Annotated in this window: 15 protein-coding genes, 1 pseudogene and 1 riboswitch; of the genes and pseudogenes, 10 read left to right on the top strand and 6 right to left on the bottom strand. The window is 71.5% G+C overall.

Going from position 1 to position 19,641, the window contains the following annotated elements; translation table 11 throughout:
• The first annotated feature begins 1 nt into the window (after nt 1).
• The 4 genes from JIAGA_RS0106805 (at nt 2) to JIAGA_RS0106820 (ending at nt 4,973) form a co-directional block, all read left to right on the top strand.
• Nucleotides 2–820 carry a carbohydrate ABC transporter permease gene (locus tag JIAGA_RS0106805; protein WP_026875087.1) on the top strand — a complete coding sequence of 273 codons (819 nt, stop codon included), beginning with the start codon at nt 2–4 and terminating at the stop codon, nt 818–820.
• 13 nt (nt 821–833) lie between these two features.
• Complete coding sequence (locus JIAGA_RS0106810) at nt 834–1,628, top strand: SDR family oxidoreductase (protein WP_026875088.1); 795 nt, start codon at nt 834–836, stop codon at nt 1,626–1,628.
• Nucleotides 1,629–1,632: 4 nt separating this feature from the next.
• Nucleotides 1,633–2,874, top strand: coding sequence for an enolase C-terminal domain-like protein (locus JIAGA_RS0106815; RefSeq protein WP_026875089.1), 1,242 nt, complete (start codon nt 1,633–1,635; stop codon nt 2,872–2,874).
• An 80-nt stretch (nt 2,875–2,954) separates the two neighbouring features.
• Nucleotides 2,955–4,973: a glucosidase family protein gene (locus tag JIAGA_RS0106820; protein ID WP_342673691.1), complete on the top strand. Its 2,019-nt coding sequence runs from the start codon at nt 2,955–2,957 to the stop codon at nt 4,971–4,973.
• A 105-nt stretch (nt 4,974–5,078) separates the two neighbouring features.
• On the opposite strand, the gene JIAGA_RS0106825 is transcribed toward JIAGA_RS0106820, so the two are convergent.
• The gene (locus JIAGA_RS0106825; protein ID WP_026875091.1) at nt 5,079–6,098 is read right to left on the bottom strand and encodes a hypothetical protein; all 1,020 of its coding nucleotides are present in this window, start codon (nt 6,096–6,098) and stop codon (nt 5,079–5,081) included.
• A 15-nt stretch (nt 6,099–6,113) separates the two neighbouring features.
• On the bottom strand, nt 6,114–7,262 hold the full coding sequence (locus JIAGA_RS0106830) for an Mrp/NBP35 family ATP-binding protein (protein ID WP_035812195.1): 1,149 nt from the start codon (nt 7,260–7,262) through the stop codon (nt 6,114–6,116).
• Between the two features lie 93 nt (nt 7,263–7,355).
• Here JIAGA_RS0106830 and JIAGA_RS0106835 point away from each other — a divergent pair, with 93 nt between their 5' ends.
• Entirely contained in the window at nt 7,356–7,811 is a 456-nt protein-coding gene (locus JIAGA_RS0106835) for a MarR family winged helix-turn-helix transcriptional regulator (RefSeq protein WP_026875093.1), read from the top strand.
• 256 nt (nt 7,812–8,067) lie between these two features.
• Entirely contained in the window at nt 8,068–12,195 is a 4,128-nt protein-coding gene (locus JIAGA_RS28045; protein ID WP_084469525.1) for a ThuA domain-containing protein, read from the top strand.
• A gap of 138 nt (nt 12,196–12,333) precedes the next feature.
• Here JIAGA_RS28045 and JIAGA_RS0106845 read toward each other — a convergent pair whose 3' ends face one another.
• From JIAGA_RS0106845 to JIAGA_RS0106855, 3 genes are read right to left on the bottom strand one after another with little or no spacing between them, the layout of a single operon-like run.
• The gene (locus JIAGA_RS0106845) at nt 12,334–13,140 is read right to left on the bottom strand and encodes an energy-coupling factor transporter transmembrane component T family protein (protein WP_026875094.1); all 807 of its coding nucleotides are present in this window, start codon (nt 13,138–13,140) and stop codon (nt 12,334–12,336) included.
• Nucleotides 13,137–14,612, bottom strand: a complete 1,476-nt coding sequence (locus tag JIAGA_RS0106850; RefSeq protein ID WP_026875095.1) for an ABC transporter ATP-binding protein — start codon at nt 14,610–14,612, stop codon at nt 13,137–13,139. The genes JIAGA_RS0106845 and JIAGA_RS0106850 overlap by 4 nt, the downstream gene beginning before the upstream one ends.
• Nucleotides 14,612–15,226: an ECF transporter S component gene (locus JIAGA_RS0106855; RefSeq protein WP_026875096.1), complete on the bottom strand. Its 615-nt coding sequence runs from the start codon at nt 15,224–15,226 to the stop codon at nt 14,612–14,614. Before JIAGA_RS0106855 ends, JIAGA_RS0106850 begins: the two co-directional genes overlap by 1 nt.
• Nucleotides 15,227–15,317: 91 nt before the next feature.
• Nucleotides 15,318–15,423: riboswitch (TPP riboswitch) on the bottom strand.
• A 207-nt stretch (nt 15,424–15,630) separates the two neighbouring features.
• Here JIAGA_RS0106855 and JIAGA_RS0106860 point away from each other — a divergent pair.
• From JIAGA_RS0106860 to JIAGA_RS0106875, 4 genes are all read left to right on the top strand, one after another.
• The gene (locus tag JIAGA_RS0106860; RefSeq protein ID WP_026875097.1) at nt 15,631–16,377 is read left to right on the top strand and encodes a hypothetical protein; all 747 of its coding nucleotides are present in this window, start codon (nt 15,631–15,633) and stop codon (nt 16,375–16,377) included.
• 68 nt (nt 16,378–16,445) lie between these two features.
• A complete protein-coding gene (locus JIAGA_RS32845; RefSeq protein WP_051425803.1) occupies nt 16,446–17,177 on the top strand; it encodes a lysophospholipid acyltransferase family protein in 732 nt (243 codons plus the stop codon).
• A 158-nt stretch (nt 17,178–17,335) separates the two neighbouring features.
• Nucleotides 17,336–17,842 carry an HNH endonuclease gene (locus JIAGA_RS0106870; RefSeq protein WP_026875098.1) on the top strand — a complete coding sequence of 169 codons (507 nt, stop codon included), beginning with the start codon at nt 17,336–17,338 and terminating at the stop codon, nt 17,840–17,842.
• 187 nt (nt 17,843–18,029) lie between these two features.
• Nucleotides 18,030–18,515, top strand: a complete 486-nt coding sequence (locus tag JIAGA_RS0106875; RefSeq protein WP_051425804.1) for a YflT domain-containing protein — start codon at nt 18,030–18,032, stop codon at nt 18,513–18,515.
• 26 nt (nt 18,516–18,541) lie between these two features.
• On the opposite strand, the pseudogene JIAGA_RS35540 reads toward JIAGA_RS0106875, so the two are convergent.
• Nucleotides 18,542–19,635: pseudogene (locus JIAGA_RS35540) on the bottom strand (magnesium and cobalt transport protein CorA).
• Between the last annotated feature and the right edge of the window lie 6 nt (nt 19,636–19,641).

Genomic DNA, 19,641 nt, shown 5'->3' on the forward strand with positions numbered 1-19,641 from the left:
GATGACCGCTCGCGTGCTGCGTCCCGCCGTCCTGGTGATCCTCGGCCTGATCTGGCTGGCGCCGGTGTACCTGCTGCTCGTCAACGCGTCGAAGCCCGCGGCCGAGTACGCCGCGGACCAGGTGTGGCGCCCGATCAGCGAGTTCGCGCTGATCGACAACTTCCGCGAGGCCTGGGAGATCGGCAGCCTGGGCGACGCGGTCACCAGCACCGCCCTGTACAGCGTCGTCGCGCCGGGACTGGCGGTGCTGTTCGGCGCGGCCATCGGCTTCGGCATCGTCGCGCTACGGCTGCGGCACGGGTTCTTCTGGTTCGTGCTGGTCTTCGGCGGGACGGTGTTCCCGCTGCAGATGATCCTGATGCCGCTGTTCGTCGGCTACGTCGAGGCCGGCATCCACGACACCCGGCTCGGCATGATCGCCATCTACACCGCGATCACGGTGCCGTTCGCCGCGCTGGTCATGCGCAACTTCCTCGGCGGCATCGCGCACCAGGTGTTCGAGGCCGCGGTCGTCGACGGCGCGACGACCTGGCGGATCTTCTGGCGCATCTACCTGCCGATGTCCTCCAGCGCCCTGGTGGCGGTGTTCATCCTGCAGGCCACGTTCGTCTGGAACGACCTGCTGCTCGGCCTGTCGCTGAGCCGGTCCAGCGACGTGCGCCCGCTCATGACCGCGGTGGCCGGCCTGCAGGACACCTATGGCGGCCTGCAGCTGACGGCGGTGCTGGCCGCCGGCCTGCTGGCGTCACTGCCGACCGTGGTGCTGTTCCTGGCCACCCAACGCATCTTCAGCCGGGGTCTCAACCTCGGCCAGTTCTAGGGGGGAGTGGCCCATGAGGGTTGCCGTTGTCACCGGTGGTGGCGCGGGCATCGGCCGGGCCGCCGTCGAGCGGCTGGCGAACGACGGCGAGCTGGTCGTCGCGCTCGACCGTGACGAGCGGGCGCTCGCCGATCTCGCCGAGAAGGCCGCCGGCGCCGGCTGGACCGTCCGCACCCGGCAGGTGGACATCGCCGACGACGACGCCGTCGAACGCTTCGCCACCGAGCTGGCCACGGAGTTCGAGAGCATCGACACTCTGGTCTGCGCGGCCGGCATCCAGCGCTACGGCACCGTCGAAGAGACCAGCATGGAGCTGTTCGACGAGGTCATCGGCGTCAACCTGCGGGGCGTCTTCGCGGCCTGCCACTTTCTGATGCCGCTGCTGCGCGCCGACGGCGGCGGGTCCGTCGTCGTCGTGTCGTCGAACCAGGCCTACGCCTCGCAGGCCCGGGTGGCCGCGTACGCCACCACCAAGGGCGCACTGCTGGCGCTGGTGCGGTCCATGGCCGTCGACCACGCAGCCGACGGGGTCCGGGTCAACGCCGTCTGCCCGGGCTCCGTCGACACCCCGATGCTGCGCTGGGCCGCGGACCTGTTCAGCGACGGTCGCCCGGCCGACGACGTCGTCGCCGAGTGGGGCCGCACCCACCCCCTGGGCCGGGTGGCCCGGCCCGCCGAGATCGCGGACGCGATCGCGTACCTGGCCAGCCCGCAGGCGAGTTTCGTGACCGGCACCGATCTGGTGGTCGACGGCGGCGTCATGGCGGCGCTGGGGGTCGCGCTGCCGGAACCGACAGGAGAGAACTGACCTGATGCACATCGTGGACGTCCGAGCGACCACCGTCACGGTGCCGCTCGAAGCACCGCTGCGGCACAGCAACGGGGCGCACTGGGGACGGTTCGTCCGCACCATCGTCGAGGTCGAGGCCGACAACGGCCTCATCGGCCTGGGCGAGATGGGCGGCGGCGGGCAGAGTGCCGAGGAAGCGGTGCGCGGCCTGCGCGAATACCTCGTCGGTCACGACCCGGCACGCACCGAAGCGCTGCGGTGGATGCTGGCCAACCCGACCGCCAGCCTGTACAACAACCGCACCCAGTTGCTGGCCGCCGTCGAGTTCGCCTGCCTTGACCTTCAGGGCAAGCAGCTGGGGGTACCCGTGCACCAGCTGCTCGGCGGCAAGGTGCGCGAGCGGGTGCCGTTCGCCAGCTACCTGTTCTTCCGCTACCCGGGCGCCGACGGCAGCGGCGAGGTCCGCACGCCGGAGCAGCTGGTCGAGCAGGCCCGCCAGCTCAAGGCCAGTCACGGCTTCACGGTGCACAAGCTCAAGGGCGGCGTCTTCCCGCCCGACTACGAGCTGGAGTGCTACCGGGCGCTGGCGGAGGCGTTCCCCGGCGACCGGCTGCGCCACGACCCGAACGGCGCGCTGTCGGCGGAGGAGGCCATCCGGTTCGCCCGCGCCATCGAGGACCTCGACAACGACTACTTCGAGGACCCGACGTTCGGCATGAACGGACTGCGCCGGGTCCGCGAACGCACCACCATCCCGATCGCCACCAACACGGTCGTGGTCAACTTCGAGCAGCTGGCCGCGAACGTCCGCGACCCCGCCGTCGACGTCGTCCTGCTGGACACCACGTTCTGGGGCGGCATCCGCGCATGCGTCAAGGCCGCCGGCGTGTGCGAGACGTTCCAGCTCGGCGTCGCCGTGCACTCGTCCGGCGAGCTGGGCATCCAGCTGGCGACGATGCTGCACCTGGGCGCCGTCGTGCCGAACCTGTCGTTCTCGGCCGACGCCCACTACCACCACCTGACCGGCGACGTCATCACCGGCGGGCCGTTCACCTACCGCGACGGCGCCATCGACGTGCCCGACGCGCCGGGCCTCGGCGTCACCCTCGACCGGGACAAGGTGGCCGAGTACGCCGAGCTCTACCGGGAGCTGGGCGGCTACCCGTACGACCGCGATCCCGGCCGGCCAGGCTGGTACCCGCTGCTGCCGAACACCAGCTGGGCCGACCCCGCGGTCACCGGTCCCGTCGACCTCGCCTCCTGAGAAGGGTTGTGTCCTCCGTGCGGCTCGTTCCCACCGTCGACGACTTCACCGCCGACACCGTCACCCAGCGGTTCGACGACATGTTCAACCCGCCGGGACTGACGAACTTCCTCGGCGCCGTCCAGGTCGACCATGACGTCACCGCCGTGCGCAGCGTGAACTTCGCGCCGGTTTCGCACGGTGACACCGTCACGGCGGCGCTGTCGGTTGACGGCCGGCTCTTCCGGTCCTTCGGCGTGCCGGTCTCGGTGCAGTGGCGCCCGGACCGCGTGCTGCGCTCGGCCCGGCTCGGCGACCTCGCGATCACGACGACGACGGCGGCCCCGCCGGGCGTCCCTGGGGTGGTCGTGGACATCGAGGTTACGAACAGCTCCGACGTGGAGCAGACGGTCCGGCTGGGCCTCTCGGTGGCGTCGACGGTCACGCAGGCCGGGCCGTGGCGCGTACCGGAGCCGCCGTCGGAGCCGAACACCCTGGAGCCGGTGGCCGGCCGGTCCGCGCTGCTGGGCCGGGCATCGTCGTCGGCGGCGGTGAGCATCCAGGGGATCGACGCCGGCGGCGCGTGGGTCCGGGACCGCTCGGTCGAGGTCGATGCGACGCTCGCGCCCGGAGCGACCTACCGGTTCGGCTACGCGCACGTCATCGGCGTTGCCGAGCAGGAGGTGCTGGCGGCGTACGACGGTCTCGTCGCCGACGTGCCGGGCGTCGTCGCCGCGGCCCGCGACTCGTGGAACGCCACCCTGCAGGCCGGCTTCACCCCCGGCAACTCCGAGTTCAGCGGTCACGTGCCGAGCCTGGAGACGTCCAACGACGCGCTGCGCCGGCTGTACTGGTGGGGCGTCCTGGGCGTCATCTGGTTCCGCCGCGACACCCCCGCCAGCGTGCTGGGCCGCGTCTACGACACGCTGATGCCGCGGTACTGGCAGAGCACCACGTTCATCTGGGACTTCAGCCTCAGCTCGATGATCCACGCGCTGCTCGACCCCGAGCCGATGCGCCGGCAGATCGAGCACTGGATCGCGCTGGACATCCACCGGCACTTCGGCACCGAATGGCAGACCGGCGGACCGGCCGGCTACTGGTACTCCGTCAACGACTACGCCATGACCCGGCTGGTCCGCGACTACGTGCGCTGGAACGGCGCACCGGACTTCCTCGACGTGAAGCTGGCCGCGCACGACGGCCCGGCGCGGCCGGTCGCCGACCACGTCGCCGACTGGGCCACCGCGTGGGAGCAGCTCCGCACCTCGCACCCGCTGGCCGACTACGGCGAGATCGACAACCTCATGGAGTGCGTCAGCTCGTATATCCACGAAGTGGCCAGCCTCAACGCCGCCAATGTGTGGTGCATGCGGGCCGCGGCCGAGATCGCCTCGGTGCGTGGTGACGACGGCACCGCGGCGGACCTGCGCGCCCGTGCCGATGCCCTGGTGCCGCACGTGCGTGAGCTCTACGTCGAGGGTCAGGGATTCTGGCACGCCCGGCAGCCCGACGGCCGGATGGTTCCGGTGCGGCACTGCTACGACTTCACCACCGTCGGCATGACCATCGCCGCTGACTTGCCCGAGCGGCAGCGCGCCGAGATGGCCGAGTTCTTCGTCCGCGAACTGCGCACGCCCGCCTGGATGCGCGCGCTGTCGCCGTACGACGACGACGCCAGCTTCAGCCTGCGCCCCGACCACCAGTGGAACGGCGCCTACCCGGCCTGGCCCGCCGACGCCGCCCGGTCGCTCATCGAGCTCGGCCACGCCGACGTCGCCGCCGCCTGGCTGCCTGGGCTGGCCCGCACCGCCAACCAGGGTCCGCCCGGCCAGGCGCACTTCGTCGAGGAGGCGGGGACGCCAGTGAACGGGGGCGCGGTGAAGTCGCCGCCGCAGTTCCCGTACCTGATCGACTGGGCGTGCTCGTCCGCGGGCGCCTGGTCGGCACTGGTGGTCGAGGGGTTCTTCGGCGTGCGCCCGGCCGTCGACGGGACGGTGTCGGTGGAGTCGCGGCTGGCCGCGGTGGACCCCGATGCCCGGCTCCTCGGCCTGCGCATCGGCGACCGGCTCGTGGACGTCGACTCCTCCGGCGTGCTCGCCACTCGCGCCCCGGAATGATCACGTTCGGCATGGGTGTGTTCGCTGCACCAGGAATGCCTGCCTGGTGCAGCGGGAGAACGCCTGGGGTGAGCCGGGCGAAACGCCAATAATCACGGTCCGGAGTCAGTCGTTGCAGCGGTCCAGGAGCAGGTGCTCGCCGGCCCCGGTGACAGTGACGGTGCCTGCCCCGGCGCCGCTGAGGACGACCCGCCGGGCCGGGACGCCGTCGATGTCGGTGGTGACGTCGCTGTCCGGCGCCGGCGCTTCGGCGAACGCCGCCTCGGCCAGATGCTCGACATAGGCGTCGACGGCGGTGTCGAGGTCCGCACGGTCGGTGATGCGCACGACGGCGACGAACCCACCGGTGGCGCAGGTGGACATCACCGCTGGTGCTACCAGCGCGAACCCGTCCAGCAGCCGGTACTCCTCGCCGCTGGGCGCGAACGGCTCGCCGATCGGATCGCCCGCGGCGGGCAGCTGGGGTAGTGGCGGCGGGGTCACCGGCGACTCCGCGTCCGGTGGCGGCGCCGGTGCCTCCAGGTCGGGCAGCGGCGACGACGGAGTGTCGTGGACCTCCGTCACCTGGACGAACGACAGGTACGGGTCGGCGTGTTCGCTGACGACGAGGCGCAGGTCCAGCCGGTGCCCGTCCGGGCCGAAGGCGTGCGCCGCACACTCCAGCGACAGCGACCCGTCCGCGGGCACGTCCGGTGAGCCCAGCGGCCACCGATCACCCACCGCGTCCGGGTAGGTGACGTCGGCGACCTCGCAGAACGCCGGGTCGGCGTCCTCGTCCGGGTGGTAGGCGAGCGGCTCCAGGCCGGCCGCCGACAGCTGCCCGACGAGGCCGGCGAACGCCGCGACCGGGTCGCCGGTCACCAGCAACAGGGCGTCGACCCCGGCGACCGCACCACCCGGTGCGTCGGCGTACCCGAACGGCGTTTCGAGCAGCAGCGTGCCCGGCGGCGTCGACAGCTGCGTGGTGATCGGCGTGCCGGGCGGCTCACCCGTCGGTGTGCCGCCACCGCCGCTCCTGCCACCGCCGCCCTCGTCGGCGCCGGTGTGATGCTGCGCGGAGCCGCCGCCACACGCCGTCGTCAGCGCCACGACGACCAGCAGAGCCGGAACGACGGCCGCGCGCATACCGCAGGGCCGCCGTCAGCCCGCGGGGGAGAGGCTCAACGACATGCCGGCGAGCCCGCGCTGCCGGTGCGACAGCCGCCGGGCGATCTCGCGCAGCGCCTGCGCGCCCGGGACGTCCGGCTCGCCGAGCACGAGCGGGTGACCGGAGTCGCCGCCCTCGCGCAGCCGGGTGTCGAGCGGGATCTCGCCCAGCAGCGGGACCGCGGTGCCCAGGCGGCGCGACAGGCCGTCGGCGACCCGCTGGCCGCCGCCGCTGCCGAACACCTCGAGCCGGTGCGCCGGGCCGCAGTGCGGACACGGCAGGAAGGACATGTTCTCGATGACGCCGGCCACCTGCTGGTGCGTCTGGATGGCGATGGACCCAGCCCGCTCGGCGACCTCCGCGGCGGCGAGCTGCGGCGTCGTCACGACGAGGATCTCGGCGTTGGGCAGCAGCTGCGCCAGCGAGATGGCGACGTCGCCGGTGCCCGGCGGCAGGTCGAGCAGCAGGACGTCGAGGTCGCCCCAGTAGACGTCGGTCAGGAACTGTTGCAGCGCCCGGTGCAGCATGGGGCCGCGCCAGGCGACCGGGATGTCGCGGTCGGGCTTGAACATCTCGGTGGAGATGAGCTTCACCCCGTGCGCCGGCACCGGCATGATCATCTTCTCGACGACGGTGGGCTGCGAGCCCTCGACACCGAACATCCGCGGGATCGAGTGGCCGTAGATGTCGGCGTCCACCAGGCCGACGCGGACACCGTCGGCGGCCATCGCGGCGGCCAGGTTGGCCGTCACCGACGACTTGCCGACGCCGCCCTTGCCCGACGCGACGGCATAGACCCGGGTGAGCGAGCCGGGCTTGACGAACGGGATCTCCCGCTCCGGCTGGCCGCCGCGCAACTGCTTCGACAGCTCCGCGCGCTGCTCCTGCGACATGACGTCGAGCACGACGTCAGCGGACGTGGTTCCCTGCAGCGCCATGACCGCGGCGGTGACGTCACGGATGATCGTCTCGCGCAGTGGACAGCCGGAGACGGTGAGGTAGATCTCGACGGTGACCCGGCCGTCGGGCGCCACGTCGACCGACTTCACCATCTTCAGCTCGGTGATGGGCCGCTTGATCTCTGGGTCCTTGACGGTGGCCAGGGCCGCGGTGACGTCCTCGACGGTTGGGAGCGCGCTCATATGCCGATGCTACGTCCGTCCCGCGAAGCGCACGGAGCGTGTCCCGCGCTTCTGCGCGACGTCCGCCCGGCGGGCGCCTACTATCTGGACGACATGACGGCCAGCAAGGACACCGACCAATGGGTCACGCCCGAGCAGTTCGAGGTGTGGCGCCAGTTCATCCGGGTGCAGTCCCGGGTGCTGAGGAAGCTCGAAGCCGACCTGCTCGAGCATCACAACCTGCCGCTGGCCTGGTACGACGTCCTGGTCCGGCTGCTGGAGGCCGACGAGCGCCGGCTGCGCATGAGCGAACTGGCCGACCGGGTGATGCTCTCGCCCAGCGGCCTGACTCGGCTGGTGGACCGGATGGTGGACGAGGGCCTGGTGTCCCGGACGCCCGCCGAAGGCGACGGCCGCGGGTTCTACGCCGTGCTCACCGAGACCGGCTACGAGCGGCTGCGCGATGCCAGCGGCACTCACCTGCGCGGCGTCCACGAGTACGTCGTCGGGCGCTTCGACGAGCAGGAGCTGGCCATGCTCACGTCGCTCCTGCGCCGCATCGAGGCGTGACGCCGTCCTCCACCGGCCCCCAAATGATCACGTCCGGCATGGGTGTTCCCGCTCCACCACGAATGCTTGCCTAGGGCAGCGGGAGAACGCCTGGGGCCTGGCCTGGCGCAAAGCGCCGTGAGCCTGACATCTCGGGCACATCGTGCCTATTGACATCGGCGGGCATGATCTCTAGCTTCGGCGGAAAGCCTTTACCCACCCGTCCGCCTGGCGTTCTCCAGCCGGTTGGAAGGCGCTTTCCGGTCAAGGAGGCCCGATGAGCCATCGCCGTCGCCACCGTCCCCGTCATCGCAGCCGTCTTCTCGCCGTCGCCGCGGCGATGGCGCTGTGGCTCACCGCGCTCATCGGTGGGACCAGCGCGGTCGCGCAGGAGGAACCAGGTGAACCACGGTTCCGGGCGCTCGTGTTCTCCAAGGTCACGAACTTCTACCACCAGTCGATCCCGGCCGGACAGGCGCTGATCGAGCAGCTCGGCGCCGAGCACGACTTCGAGGTCGTCACCACGGACGACTCCGCGATCTTCAACGACGCCGACCTGGCCACCTTCGACGTCGTGATCTTCAATAACACCAACTCGACCCCGCAGAGCGGCGACCTGCTCAACGCCGACCAGCGGGCCGCGTTCCAGCGCTACATCCAGGCCGGCGGCGGGTTCACCGGCCTGCATGCGGCGACCGCGGCCGAGCGGGACTGGGCGTGGTACGAGGGCCTGGTGGGGTCGATCTTCACGAACCACCCGCCGGGCCAGAACCCCGACGGGACGATCAACGGGCGGGTCAAGGTCACCGATCGGGTGCATCCGTCGACGGCGAACCTTCCGGAGCTCTGGGAGTTCGAGGAGGAGTGGTACAACTGGAACCAGCGCGTCGTCGGTGACGTGCATGTGCTGACCTGGGTCGACACCAAGGTCGGCATCGCGGGGCTGACCGAGGGACCGAACCACCCGTTCTCCTGGTGCCAGGTCTACGACGGCGGCCGCTCCTGGTACACCGCCGGCGGCCACTCGCCCGCGGCGTTCGAGGACGCCGAGTTCGTCGAGCACCTGCGCGGCGGCATCGAATGGGCCGCGGGCGCGGCCGAGGGCGACTGCGGCGGCACCGTCGAGGCCAGCTTCGACAAGGTCCAGATCGCCGGAAACCCGGCCGACCCGATGGCCCTTGGTTTCCTCTCCGCCGACGAGGTCGTCTTCGTCGAGCGTGGCGGCGCGGTGAAGGTCATCGACCAGACGACGCTCGACGTCACCACCGCCGGCACCGTCGACGTCTACACGCCGGACTCCGACGGGCTGCTCGGCGTCGCCGTCGACCCGGACTTCGCCACCAACCGCTGGATCTACCTCACCTACTCGCACGCCACCGAGGCGAAGATCCAGATCTCCCGCTTCACCGTCACCGAGGACAACGTGCTGGACAAGGCGTCCGAACAGGTGCTGGTGGAGATCCCGACCTACCGCGGCATGAACCGCGCCGGCGTGCACATGGGCGGCGCCATGGACTTCGACGCGGCCGGCAACCTGTATGTCGCGATCGGCGACAACATCGACCCGTTCGAGTCCAGTGGCTACACGCCCATCGACGAGCGGCCCGGCCGCGCCCACTTCGACGCGCAGTCGACGTCGGCCAACACGGCCGACCTGCGCGGCAAGCTGATCCGGATCACGCCCACCGACGACGGCGGCTACACGGTCCCGGACGGCAACCTCTTCGATCCCGCGACGCACGACCCCGCGCAAGCCCGCCCGGAGATCTACGCCATGGGCTTCCGCAACCCGTTCCGGTTCCGCGTCGACGACGCCACCGGTCACGTCATGCTGGGGGAGCACTCGCCGGACGCGCGCAACAACAGCGCAACCCGCGGCCCGCAGGCACACGGCGAATGGAACCTCATCACCGAAGCCGGCAACTACGGCTGGCCGTACTGCATCGGTCCGAACCGGCCGTTCCACGACTACGACTTCGCCGCCGGTGCCGCGGGCGCCGCCTTCGACTGTGCCGCGCCGGTCAACGACTCGCCGAACAACACCGGCCTGCGCGAGCTCCCGCCGGTGCAGGGCGCGACCATGTTCCAGAACTACGGTGCGACGCCGGAGTGGCCGGAGTTCGGCACCGGCGGCATCGCACCGCACGGCGGCCCCGTCTACGACTACGACCCTGAGCTGGACTCCGACACGAAGTTCCCCGAGTTCTACGACGGCAAGTGGTTCATCTCCGAATGGGACCGGCGCTGGATCAAGACCGTCTCGGTGCTGCGGGAGGACCACCAAGGTGACCGCTACCCGTCGGCGGCGACCGGCGACGTCTACTCCGTCGACCCCTGGGGCATCGACCAGACCTGGATCCGGCCGATGGACATGGACTTCGGCCCGGACGGTTCGCTGTACGTCATCAAGTGGGGCAGCAACTTCGGTGGCGCCCTGCGCGGTGAACCCAACGACGACTCCGGCATCTACCGCATCGACTACGTGGCCGGGGACCGGCCGCCGACGGCACACGCGTCGGCCGACCCGGGCGACGGGCAGGCGCCGCTGGCGGTGCAGTTCTCCAGCGAGGGCAGCGGTCACCCGCTCGGTCTGCCGGTCACCTTCCACTGGGACTTCGGCGACGGTGCGACCTCCACCGAGCCGAACCCGGCGCACACGTACACGGCCAACGGCGAGTACACGGCCCGGCTCACCGTCACCGACGAGGAAGGCCGCACAGCGCGGGCCGTGGTGCCGATCGTGGTGGGCAACACCCGGCCGGTCGTGACGGCGGCGTATCCGCCGGGCGGCGGGTTCTTCGAGTTCGGTGACACGGTGCCATACCGGTTCGAGGTGACCGACGCCGAGGACGGATCGATCGCCGACGGCGGCGTGGCCTGCGAGGACGTGGTGTTGCAGACGCTGCTGGGGCACGACGAGCACGCCCACCCGCTGGAGGAGTTCCAGGGCTGCGAGGGCGCGGCGCCGACCATGACCGACGGAGGTCACGGCGGTGACGTCAACCTCTACTACGTCCTGAAGGGCGTGTACGTGGACGGCGGCGGCGACGGCGTCGGCACACTCACCGGCGCCACGGACGTCGAGCTGCGAACCAAGTTCACCGAGGCGGAGTACTACGACGGCAACAGCGGCGTCACCCCGCTGGCCCGCTCCGGCGCGAGCGCCGGGGTCCGGCTGGGCGAGATCCGGCCCGGGGACTGGGTGTCGTACGACCCGGTCAACTTCCTCGGCATCGACTCGGTGACCGTCGGGGCGTCCTCCGGCGGCCAGGGCGGCGTGATCGAGCTGCGGCGCGACGCCCCCGACGGTGAGCTGCTGGGCAGCGTCGAGGTGCTCAGCACCGGCAACTGGGAGACCGTCCAGGAGCTGACGGTGCCGCTCAGCGACCCGGGGGAGTCGTTCGAACTGTTCATGGTGTTCCAGGCGAGGGACGGGTACACCGCGAGCGGCCCGGACCTGCTCTCCGTCGACTGGCTGGACTTCCACGGGCCGGGCGTCGCCGAGCCGCCGGTGCCGTGCGAGGTCCGCGACGACGAGTTCGACGGCGACTCCCTCGGCGCCTGCCCCTGGAACCGCATCATCCGGCCGGCCGAGGACGACTACCGGGTCGCCGACGGACGGTTGTGGGTGAACACCACCTCCGGCGGCAACTACGGCGCCAACAACACCCCGCCGGTGCAGAACCAGTTCCTGCAGACCGTCGACCCGGACGAGGACTGGCTGATCGAGACGAAGGTGCACGCGCCCCTGGAGCAGCGCTACCAGCAGGTCGGCCTGCAGTACTACCAGGACGACGGCACCTACGTGAAGCTGGACCTGGTGGCGGACAACCTGCCCGGCGAGGAGCGTGCGCTGCGGGTGGAGCTGCGGTCGGAGACGAACGACGTGCCGTCGCCGGTGCAACCGCACCTCCAGCCGGCACCGGCCAACCCGGGGGACGAATGGTGGTTCCGGCTGCAGAAGTCGGGCGACATGTTCACCGGCTGGGTCAGCGTCGACGGCGTCAGCTGGACCGAGCTGCCGGAACCGGTGCAGAACAGCGCCATCACCAACGGCGGGTTCGGTCCGCTGCACCAGGGCCGCGGGCAGACCTCCCCGGTCGAGGTCGGCTTCGACCACTTCGCGGTGAACCCCGACGTCGAGCCGCCGGCCTGCCCGTCGCCGGACCAGCGCGCGACGGTCGTCGTCGGCGACGTCGACAGCGGGGTGCCGAACCGGGTGCTCGACGACGGCTGCACCGTCGGCGACCTGATCCTGGACGACGCGGAGTGGCCCGACCACGCCGAGTTCGTCCGGCACGTCGGTGAGGTCCTGGACCGGCCGGAGGCGGCGGCGCTGATCTCCGCGCGGGAACGGCGCGACATCCTGCGAGCCGCGCTCGCCAGCGACGTCGGCCGGGGCTGAGGCTCGGAAATGATCACGTCCACCATGCGTACACCCGCCTCATCAGGCAAGCATGCCTGGGGGAGCGAACACACCCATGGTGGACGTGATCATTTGGGGGGCGTCCGGCGGTGGGGTGTCGGCCGGCGCCGTCGGACGTCATGACAGGACGGGGTTCCAGGTTCCGGTGACGACGGCGAGGGCGACGGCGCCCGCGGCGAGTGCGGCGGACCCCGCCAGCAGCGCGGCATCGGCGGACGTGAACGCCTGCCGCCGCGCCGACGTCCGGCGTGCCGCGGAGTTGAAGCCCCGCGCGTCCATCGCCGCCGCCAGCTGGGTGCCGCGTCGCACCGCGCCGACCAGCAGTGCGAACAGCCGGCCGGCCAGGACGGGCAGGGCGGCGAACGGGTTGCGGTCGCCGCCCAGCCCGCGGGCCCGGCGGGCTCGGCCGAGCACCTCCCACTCCGCGGCGGTCAGCGGGGCCAGCCGGAACGCGGCCAGCGACCCGTAGGCGAATCGGGGCGGCACTCGCAGCTGCTGGACCAGCGCGTCGGCGAGGTCGACCGGGTCGATGGTGAGCACGGCGAGCACGCCGGGCAGCGCGATCGCCGCCACCCGCAGCCCAGCGGTTCCACCGGTGGCCAAGCTCTCGGTGGTGATCAGCAGTGGTCCGAGATCGAGCAGCGACGCGCCGCCCTTGCGGTCGGTGAAGACGGCGTTGCCCAGCGAGATGGTCACGATGGCCAGCCCGAGCGGCCACAGCCGGCGCACCAGGCCGCGCCAGCGCAGCCCCCACGCCGGGACACTCGCCAGTGTGGCCGCCAGCAGCAGTGTCGACGTCACCGGGTCGACACTGACGAGCAGCACCAGTGCCGGCAGCATCGCGGCGACGAGCTTGGCGACGGGGTTGCGCCTGGCCAGCAGCGCGGCGGGGTCGGCGGAGATGTGCGCCTGGACCAGCGTCACGCGGCCACCTCCGTGGTGAGGCGGCCGGCGTCGACCCGGACCCGATGGTCGGCCAGCGCGGTCGCGAACGCCTCGTCGTGGGTGACGGCGACGATGGCGGTCCCGGCGGCGCGTAGGCCCACACACAGGTCGAGCAGCTCGGTCCAGGTCTGTGCGTCCTGGCCGAAGGTCGGCTCGTCCATCACCAGCAGATCGGGCTCCGTCGCCAGCACTGCGGCCACGGACAGCCGGCGCTTCTCACCGCCGGACAGCGCGAACGGGTTGGCGCCGGCCAGCCGGTCCAGCCGCAGCCGGGCCAGCAGTTCGTCGCACCGCCGCACGGAGGCCGCGGCATCCAGGCCGGCCCGGCGCGGACCGACAGTGAGCTCCTCGCGGACGGTCCGGGCGACGAACTGGTGCTCGGGGTCCTGGAACACGGTTCCGACGCGCCGGCAGAGGTCGCGGGGCCGCCAGCGGTGCAGCGGCCGCCCGGGGGAGTCGACCAGTTCGACGGTGCCGTCGTCGGGCGGGAGCAACCCGGCCAGCAGCATCGCCAGAGTGGACTTGCCGCTGCCGTTCGGTCCGGTGACGGCAGTGGCCTCGCCGCGGTCGACGGTGAGGTCGGCCGCGGCCAGGGCGGGCGCCGAGGTGCGCGGATAGGTCAGCGCGAGATCGTGGGCAGCCAGCATCGGCGAGCCCCCCGGGCCGGGCCGGTGCGGCGGTGGCGGCGGCCCCCACGGCGCCGGCACCCACACGCCGGCCGCCGCCAGGGCGGCGGCGCGCCGCCCGAACACGGCGGCGGGCGGGCCGTCGTCGACGACTCCGCCGCCGGGCTCGAGCACCACTACCCGGTCGACCAGGCCGACGACGTCGTCGACCCGGTGCTCCACGACCAGCAGCGTGGTGTCCCCGGGGGCACGGTCGGGCGACCCCACCGTCGCGGTCACCGCGCCCAGCACCGTCGCCGCTCCCGCCGGGTCGAGGTTGGCCGTCGGTTCGTCCAGGACCAGGACGGCCGGCTGTCGCACCAGTGCGCCGGCCAGGGCGAGGCGTTGCTGCTCGCCGCCGGACAGCGCCGTCGTCGGCCGGTCGCGGCCGTACCCGAACCCGACCTGGCGCAGCGCCGCATCAACCCGAGGCCAGATCTCTTTCGCCGGGACGCCGGCGTTCTCCAGGCCGAACGCGACGTCGTCGCCGGAGCGCGACATCACCAGCGACGCCTCCGGGTCCTGGAACAGCATGCCGACGCGGTCGCGGGTGGTCGCCGCGGGCCGGCCGTCCACCAGGACCTCGCCCTCGTGCTCGGCCGCGGTCTGCGGGTCCAGCAGACCGGCCACACCACGCAGCAGCGTCGACTTGCCGGCGCCGGACGGGCCGACCAGCAGGAGCCGCTCGCCGGCGGCGATCTCCAGGTCGACGCCACGGCAGGCCCATGCCTTGCGGCCCGCGTAACGCCAGCCCCAGCCGCGCAGGCTGATCGTGGCAGCCGGCATCAGATCTCGCTCTGCACGCGGCCGGACGCGAACGACGCCAGTACCCCGGTGCGGGCCAACGCACGGACCAACAGGTAGCCCAGCACTCCGGCGATGACCAGCCCGGTGGCCACCGCGCAGAGGACATAGATCAGCTTCCAGTCGGCAGAGAACTCGGCGACGGACACGATGCTCTCGTAGAGGCCCATCGCCAGGCCGGCACCGCCACCGGCGAGCACCGCGGCCCACAGGCCCCAGCGGCGGTAGAAGAACAGCGCGAAGACCAGTTCCGCGCCCAGGCCCTGCCAGAGCCCGGACATGAACACCGACAGGCCCCAGGCCGAGCCGGCGAACATCGACACCGTGGCAGCCACCACCTCGGTGTACAGGGCGGCGCCGGCCTTGCGGATCACCAGGCCGCCGACCACCGCCGGCAGCAGCCAGACTCCGGCCACCAGCGGGGCGGCCGGCGTGCCGCTCAGCGGCCCGGCCACGGTGGCGTAGATGAAGTTGTTCCAGATCGCGAACAACAGGCCGAACGTGACGCCGAGCACCGACGCGACGACGATGTCGACGGTGCGCCAGCGGTGCCGGCGGGTCTCGTCGGCCCGGAGGTCGCTGCTGGACTGGCTCATCAGGGGGCTCCTCTCGCACGGGGTACGACAGGGAACCGGACATGAGTCAGCGCGCCTTCGCGGGCCACCAAGCCCGCCAAGACGCGCTGCCGCTGTCGAGGTGTCGACTTCCTGCGCCGGCATTACCCGGATCAGGTTCGAGGGTCTGCGGGTCGGTCCCGCACTCTCAGCGCTGCAGCGCTCCCCTGTCGTGGGTATGAAGTTGTCTCGTGAACGAGATTACACCCGATTCGCCCCGACGCCGTGAACTGCGGCGATGCCCCTGGTGAGATGACCAGCGGGCGAGAGGTGGGTAACGTTTCGGTGACGACCGGGACGAACCGTGGGTATGCTCCATGAGGCGCTCCGCCCGGAGCCGCCCCGGGCACCCGCCCGAACCGCAGGTGAGGAGAGGTCCGCCGCAGATGCACCTGGTCGTTCGCCGACTGGCTGCAGCCGGTGTCGCCGCCGGGCTGGCCGTGGCCGCGACGGCGTGCTCGTCCGGCCCCGAACACCCGTCGGTCGCACCCCTGGCCCAGATCAGCATCGACGAGCAGACGACGGCGCAGAACGGCATCGACCAGCTGGCGCCGCCGGAGGTCCTGGAACGGGCCATCGCCGCGATGCGCGCCGCCGGCACCTACCGCGTCACCGGCACCACCGTCGGCGGCAACACCATCGACATCGCCTTCCAGGACGGCGTCGGCTCGGCCGGCACCGTCGGATCGCAGAACACCGTCCAGCTGGTCGCCACGGCCGGCGGCGTCTACGTCACCGGCGACACCGCCAGCCTGGCCGCGCAGGTGGGCGCGGACGTCGACACCACCATCGCCGGGAAGTGGCTGCTCATCTCAGCCGAGGCCGCATCGGGGTTCGCCATCTTCGCCGACGGCTCCGCCTTCGCCAGTGCCGTGCTGGGCGCCGAAGCGCCGTCGGACATGACCGACGTCACCGAGGTCGACGGCCAGGCCGCGGTCGGCCTGTTGTTCCCGGAGACGGGCGGCACGCTCTGGGTGGCGGCCACCGGCGAACCGCTGCCGCTGCGGCTGGAGGAGAAGGGCGCTTCCGCCGGCGCCGGTGTCATCACCTTCAGCGACTACGGCACGGAGGTCGCGGTCACGCCGCCGGCCGAGGACGCCGTCGTCGACCTCACCAAGATCCCGGCACAGTGACGCCGCACCAGCCGCCGGCAGGGCAGCACCCCCGCAGCCGTGTCGGTGCGGTGGGTTAGTCTTCCTCCGTGGAACTCGTCGGCGCCATCGCCACCGGCCTGACCAGGCTGTTCGGCCGTGTTGAGCCGGAAGGGCTGAGCCACCTTCCGGTACGCGGGCCGGCCATCGTCGCCGTCAACCACACCACCATCGCCGACGTCCCGCCGGTGCTGTCCACGCTCTACCACGCCGGGCTGCGCCCCAGCGTGCCCTGTCAGCGCGACGGCTGCGGCATCGACCACGGTCACGTGCGTTTCATGGCGTCGTCGCTGGTGTTCGCCAACCCCTTCATCGGCCCCCTGGCCCGGCAGGCCGGCATGATCGAGGTCGGTGGTCGGCAGGCGGGCGCGGCCGCGCTCAAGGCGGCCTACGAGGCACTCGACCGCGGTGAGGTCGTCGGCATCTACCCCGAGGGCGATGTCTCGGCCACGCTCGACGGCTCGCCACGCAAGTTCCGCTTCGGGGTCGGCCGGCTGGCCGCCGACGCCAAGGTCCCGGTGGTGCCGATCGCTCACCACGACGCCCGCCGCATCGGCTCCGGGTCGGTGGCGCGCAGCCTCGGCGGGGCGTTGACCTCCATCGTCCGGCGGCCCACGGTGCGCCTGCGGGTGGGCCGGCCGGTGCTCCCGGACGAGTTCGCCGGGCTGCCGCTGCGCGACGTCGTCGAGGTCATCCAGGACCGCGTCACCGACGTGTGGCGGGTGGTCTCGGGCAACGCGGTTCCCGACGTCGATCTGGACCAGCGGGAAAAGCCATTGTGAACGCCGACGTGTCGATGCACTGTAGAGACGGATCCGCCGCCGCGGGCGTGACCCGCGATTGGTCCAGATTTTGCTTCTCTGTTCCCTGCGGAACGGATGGGCCACACTAGAGTCGGAGCGTCGAGCCCTGACCTGGGCTCGGAGAGGAGGCGCGGCGCGTGAACACCCTCGTTCTGAACGCCTCCTACGAACCGCTGGCCGTGGTCTCGGTGCGTCGCGCCGTCATCCTCATCCTCACCGAGAAAGCCGTGGTCGAGCACGCCGACGCCGGCAAGCTCATCCGCTCGGCCACCCGCGAGCTGCCGACGCCTCTGGTCGTGCGGCTGTTGCGGTTCGTGCGGGTGCCTTACCGTCGTAAGGTCCCGTGGTCACGCAGCGGCGTGCTCGAGCGTGACGGCCGGCGCTGCGCCTATTGCGCCGGCCGAGCCGCGTCCATCGACCACATCGTCCCGACGTCGCGCGGTGGCGCCGTCCGCAGCTGGCTCAACACCGTCGCCGCGTGTGTCCGGTGCAACCAGGTCAAGGCCGACCGCACCCCGGCCGAGGCGGGTATGCGGCTGCTGGTCGAACCGTTCGAGCCGAAGGCGCACCGGGCCCTCGTGCTCGCGCTGGGCGTCACCGCGGCCGAGGGGCTCCCGGACTGGCTGCTCGCCGCCACCGGCTAGCTGTGATGCCCAGGCACGGACGCCACCGCGCCACCGTCGTGAACCGCACCTTGCCACCGTCGTGAAATGATCATGGTGAGTATGGGTGCTCGCCTGGTGGAGCGGGGGAAATCCTCGTGATGTCCGACCCGAATGAGCCGACCGATGATCGCTCGCGCGAGTACTGTCGGCCGGTAGGAGGTGTGCCATGGTGAGTCCTGTTCCCGGTCTGCCGACCGGACTCGTGGTCGGCACGTACGACGACTACCCCGCAGCACAGAAGGCGGTCGACTACCTGGCCGACCAGAAGTTCGCGGTCGAGAACCTGGCCATCGTGGGCAGTGACCTGCGCCAGGTCGAGCGGGTCACCGGCCGGCTCACGTACGGCAAGGCCGCGCTTGGCGGTCTGGCGGCGGGCGCCTGGCTCGGCCTGTTCGTCGGGTTGCTGCTCGGCCTGTTCACCGACGAGGGATGGCTGGCGATCATCCTGCTCAGCGTGCTGTGGGGCGCCATCTTCATGATGATCTTCGGCGTGGTCGGCTACGCGTTCACCGGCGGTAGGCGCGACTTCACGTCGCAGAGCGTCACCATCGCCGGCCGGTACGAGATCTACTGCCAGCACCAACACGCCGAGGACGCCCGCAACCTGCTGGCCAAGCTGTCGCTGCAGTCCGGCACCACGTCGCAGCCCTAGGGAGTCTCCACGAGACACCCCTGGCGCTAGAGCCAGCCGCGGCGCTTGAAGTTCCAGTACAGCGTCAGGCACAGCCCCGCCATGAGGAGCATGACTCCGGGGTAACCGAGCTCCCACCGCAGCTCGGGCATGTGCCGGAAGTTCATGCCGTAGATGCCGGCGATGGCCGTCGGTACCGCGACGATCGCCGCCCAGGACGTGATCTTGCGCATGTCGTCGTTCTGCGCCACCGAGAGCTGCGCCAGGTTGGCCTGGAGCATCGACGCGATGGTCTCGTCGTGGCCGGTCAACTGCGCGTGGACTCGGTCCAGGTGGCTGCTGACGTCGCGGAAATAGGCCTGCGTCTTCCGCGTCACCAGGTCCGGGCCGGGCTGCGACAGGGCGCGTATGGGTGGGCCCAGCGGCAGGATGGCCCGGCGCAGCGTCAGCAGTTCGCGCTTCGCGCGGTGGATGCGCTCGGCCTGGTTGCCGCGGGTGTCGGTGAAACCGCGGCCTCGATCTCGCTGAGGTCCTGCTCGAACTCCTCCGACGCGTCGAGGAAGCCGTCGACGGTGACGTCGGCGGCCGCGTACAGCAGCGCGGCCGGTCCCTGGGCGAGCAGATGAGGCTGTTCGTCCAGCCGCCGCAGCGCGGTGTCCAGTGCGTCGGCCGTGCCGCGGGTGACAGTGACGACGACATGGGTGCCGGCGATCACGGTCAGCGCACCGTCGTCCACCATCTCGTTGTGCTCCGGCCTGGCGTGCCGGACGTAGCGCACCGTCCGCAACACCATCGAGACGGCGTCGTCGACGTGACTGACCTTCGGCACCGGCTCGGGGCCGATGGCGTCGTCGACGAGGAGCGGATCCAGCCCGAACTCCAGGACGGCCCGTCGCAGCCGTTCCTCGTCCGGTTCGTGCAGGCCCAGCCATACGAAGCCGTCGCCGGAGCGGGCCGCAGCGACCGCTTCCGCGTAGCTGACTCCGTCCTGCCGGCGTCCCGCCCGGTACAGCGCCCAATCCGGGACCGTCACGGTTCCTCCTCGCAGAAGCGTCACCGCAGCCAGCGCGGCGGCGATAGCGTTACCAGCATGACCACGTTCCGGCGCCGGAATCGGCAGGCTCACCGCTTCGCCGGGCATGGGCCG

It is taken from the genome of Jiangella gansuensis DSM 44835 (assembly GCF_000515395.1).
Classification (GTDB): Bacteria; Actinomycetota; Actinomycetes; order Jiangellales; family Jiangellaceae; genus Jiangella; species Jiangella gansuensis.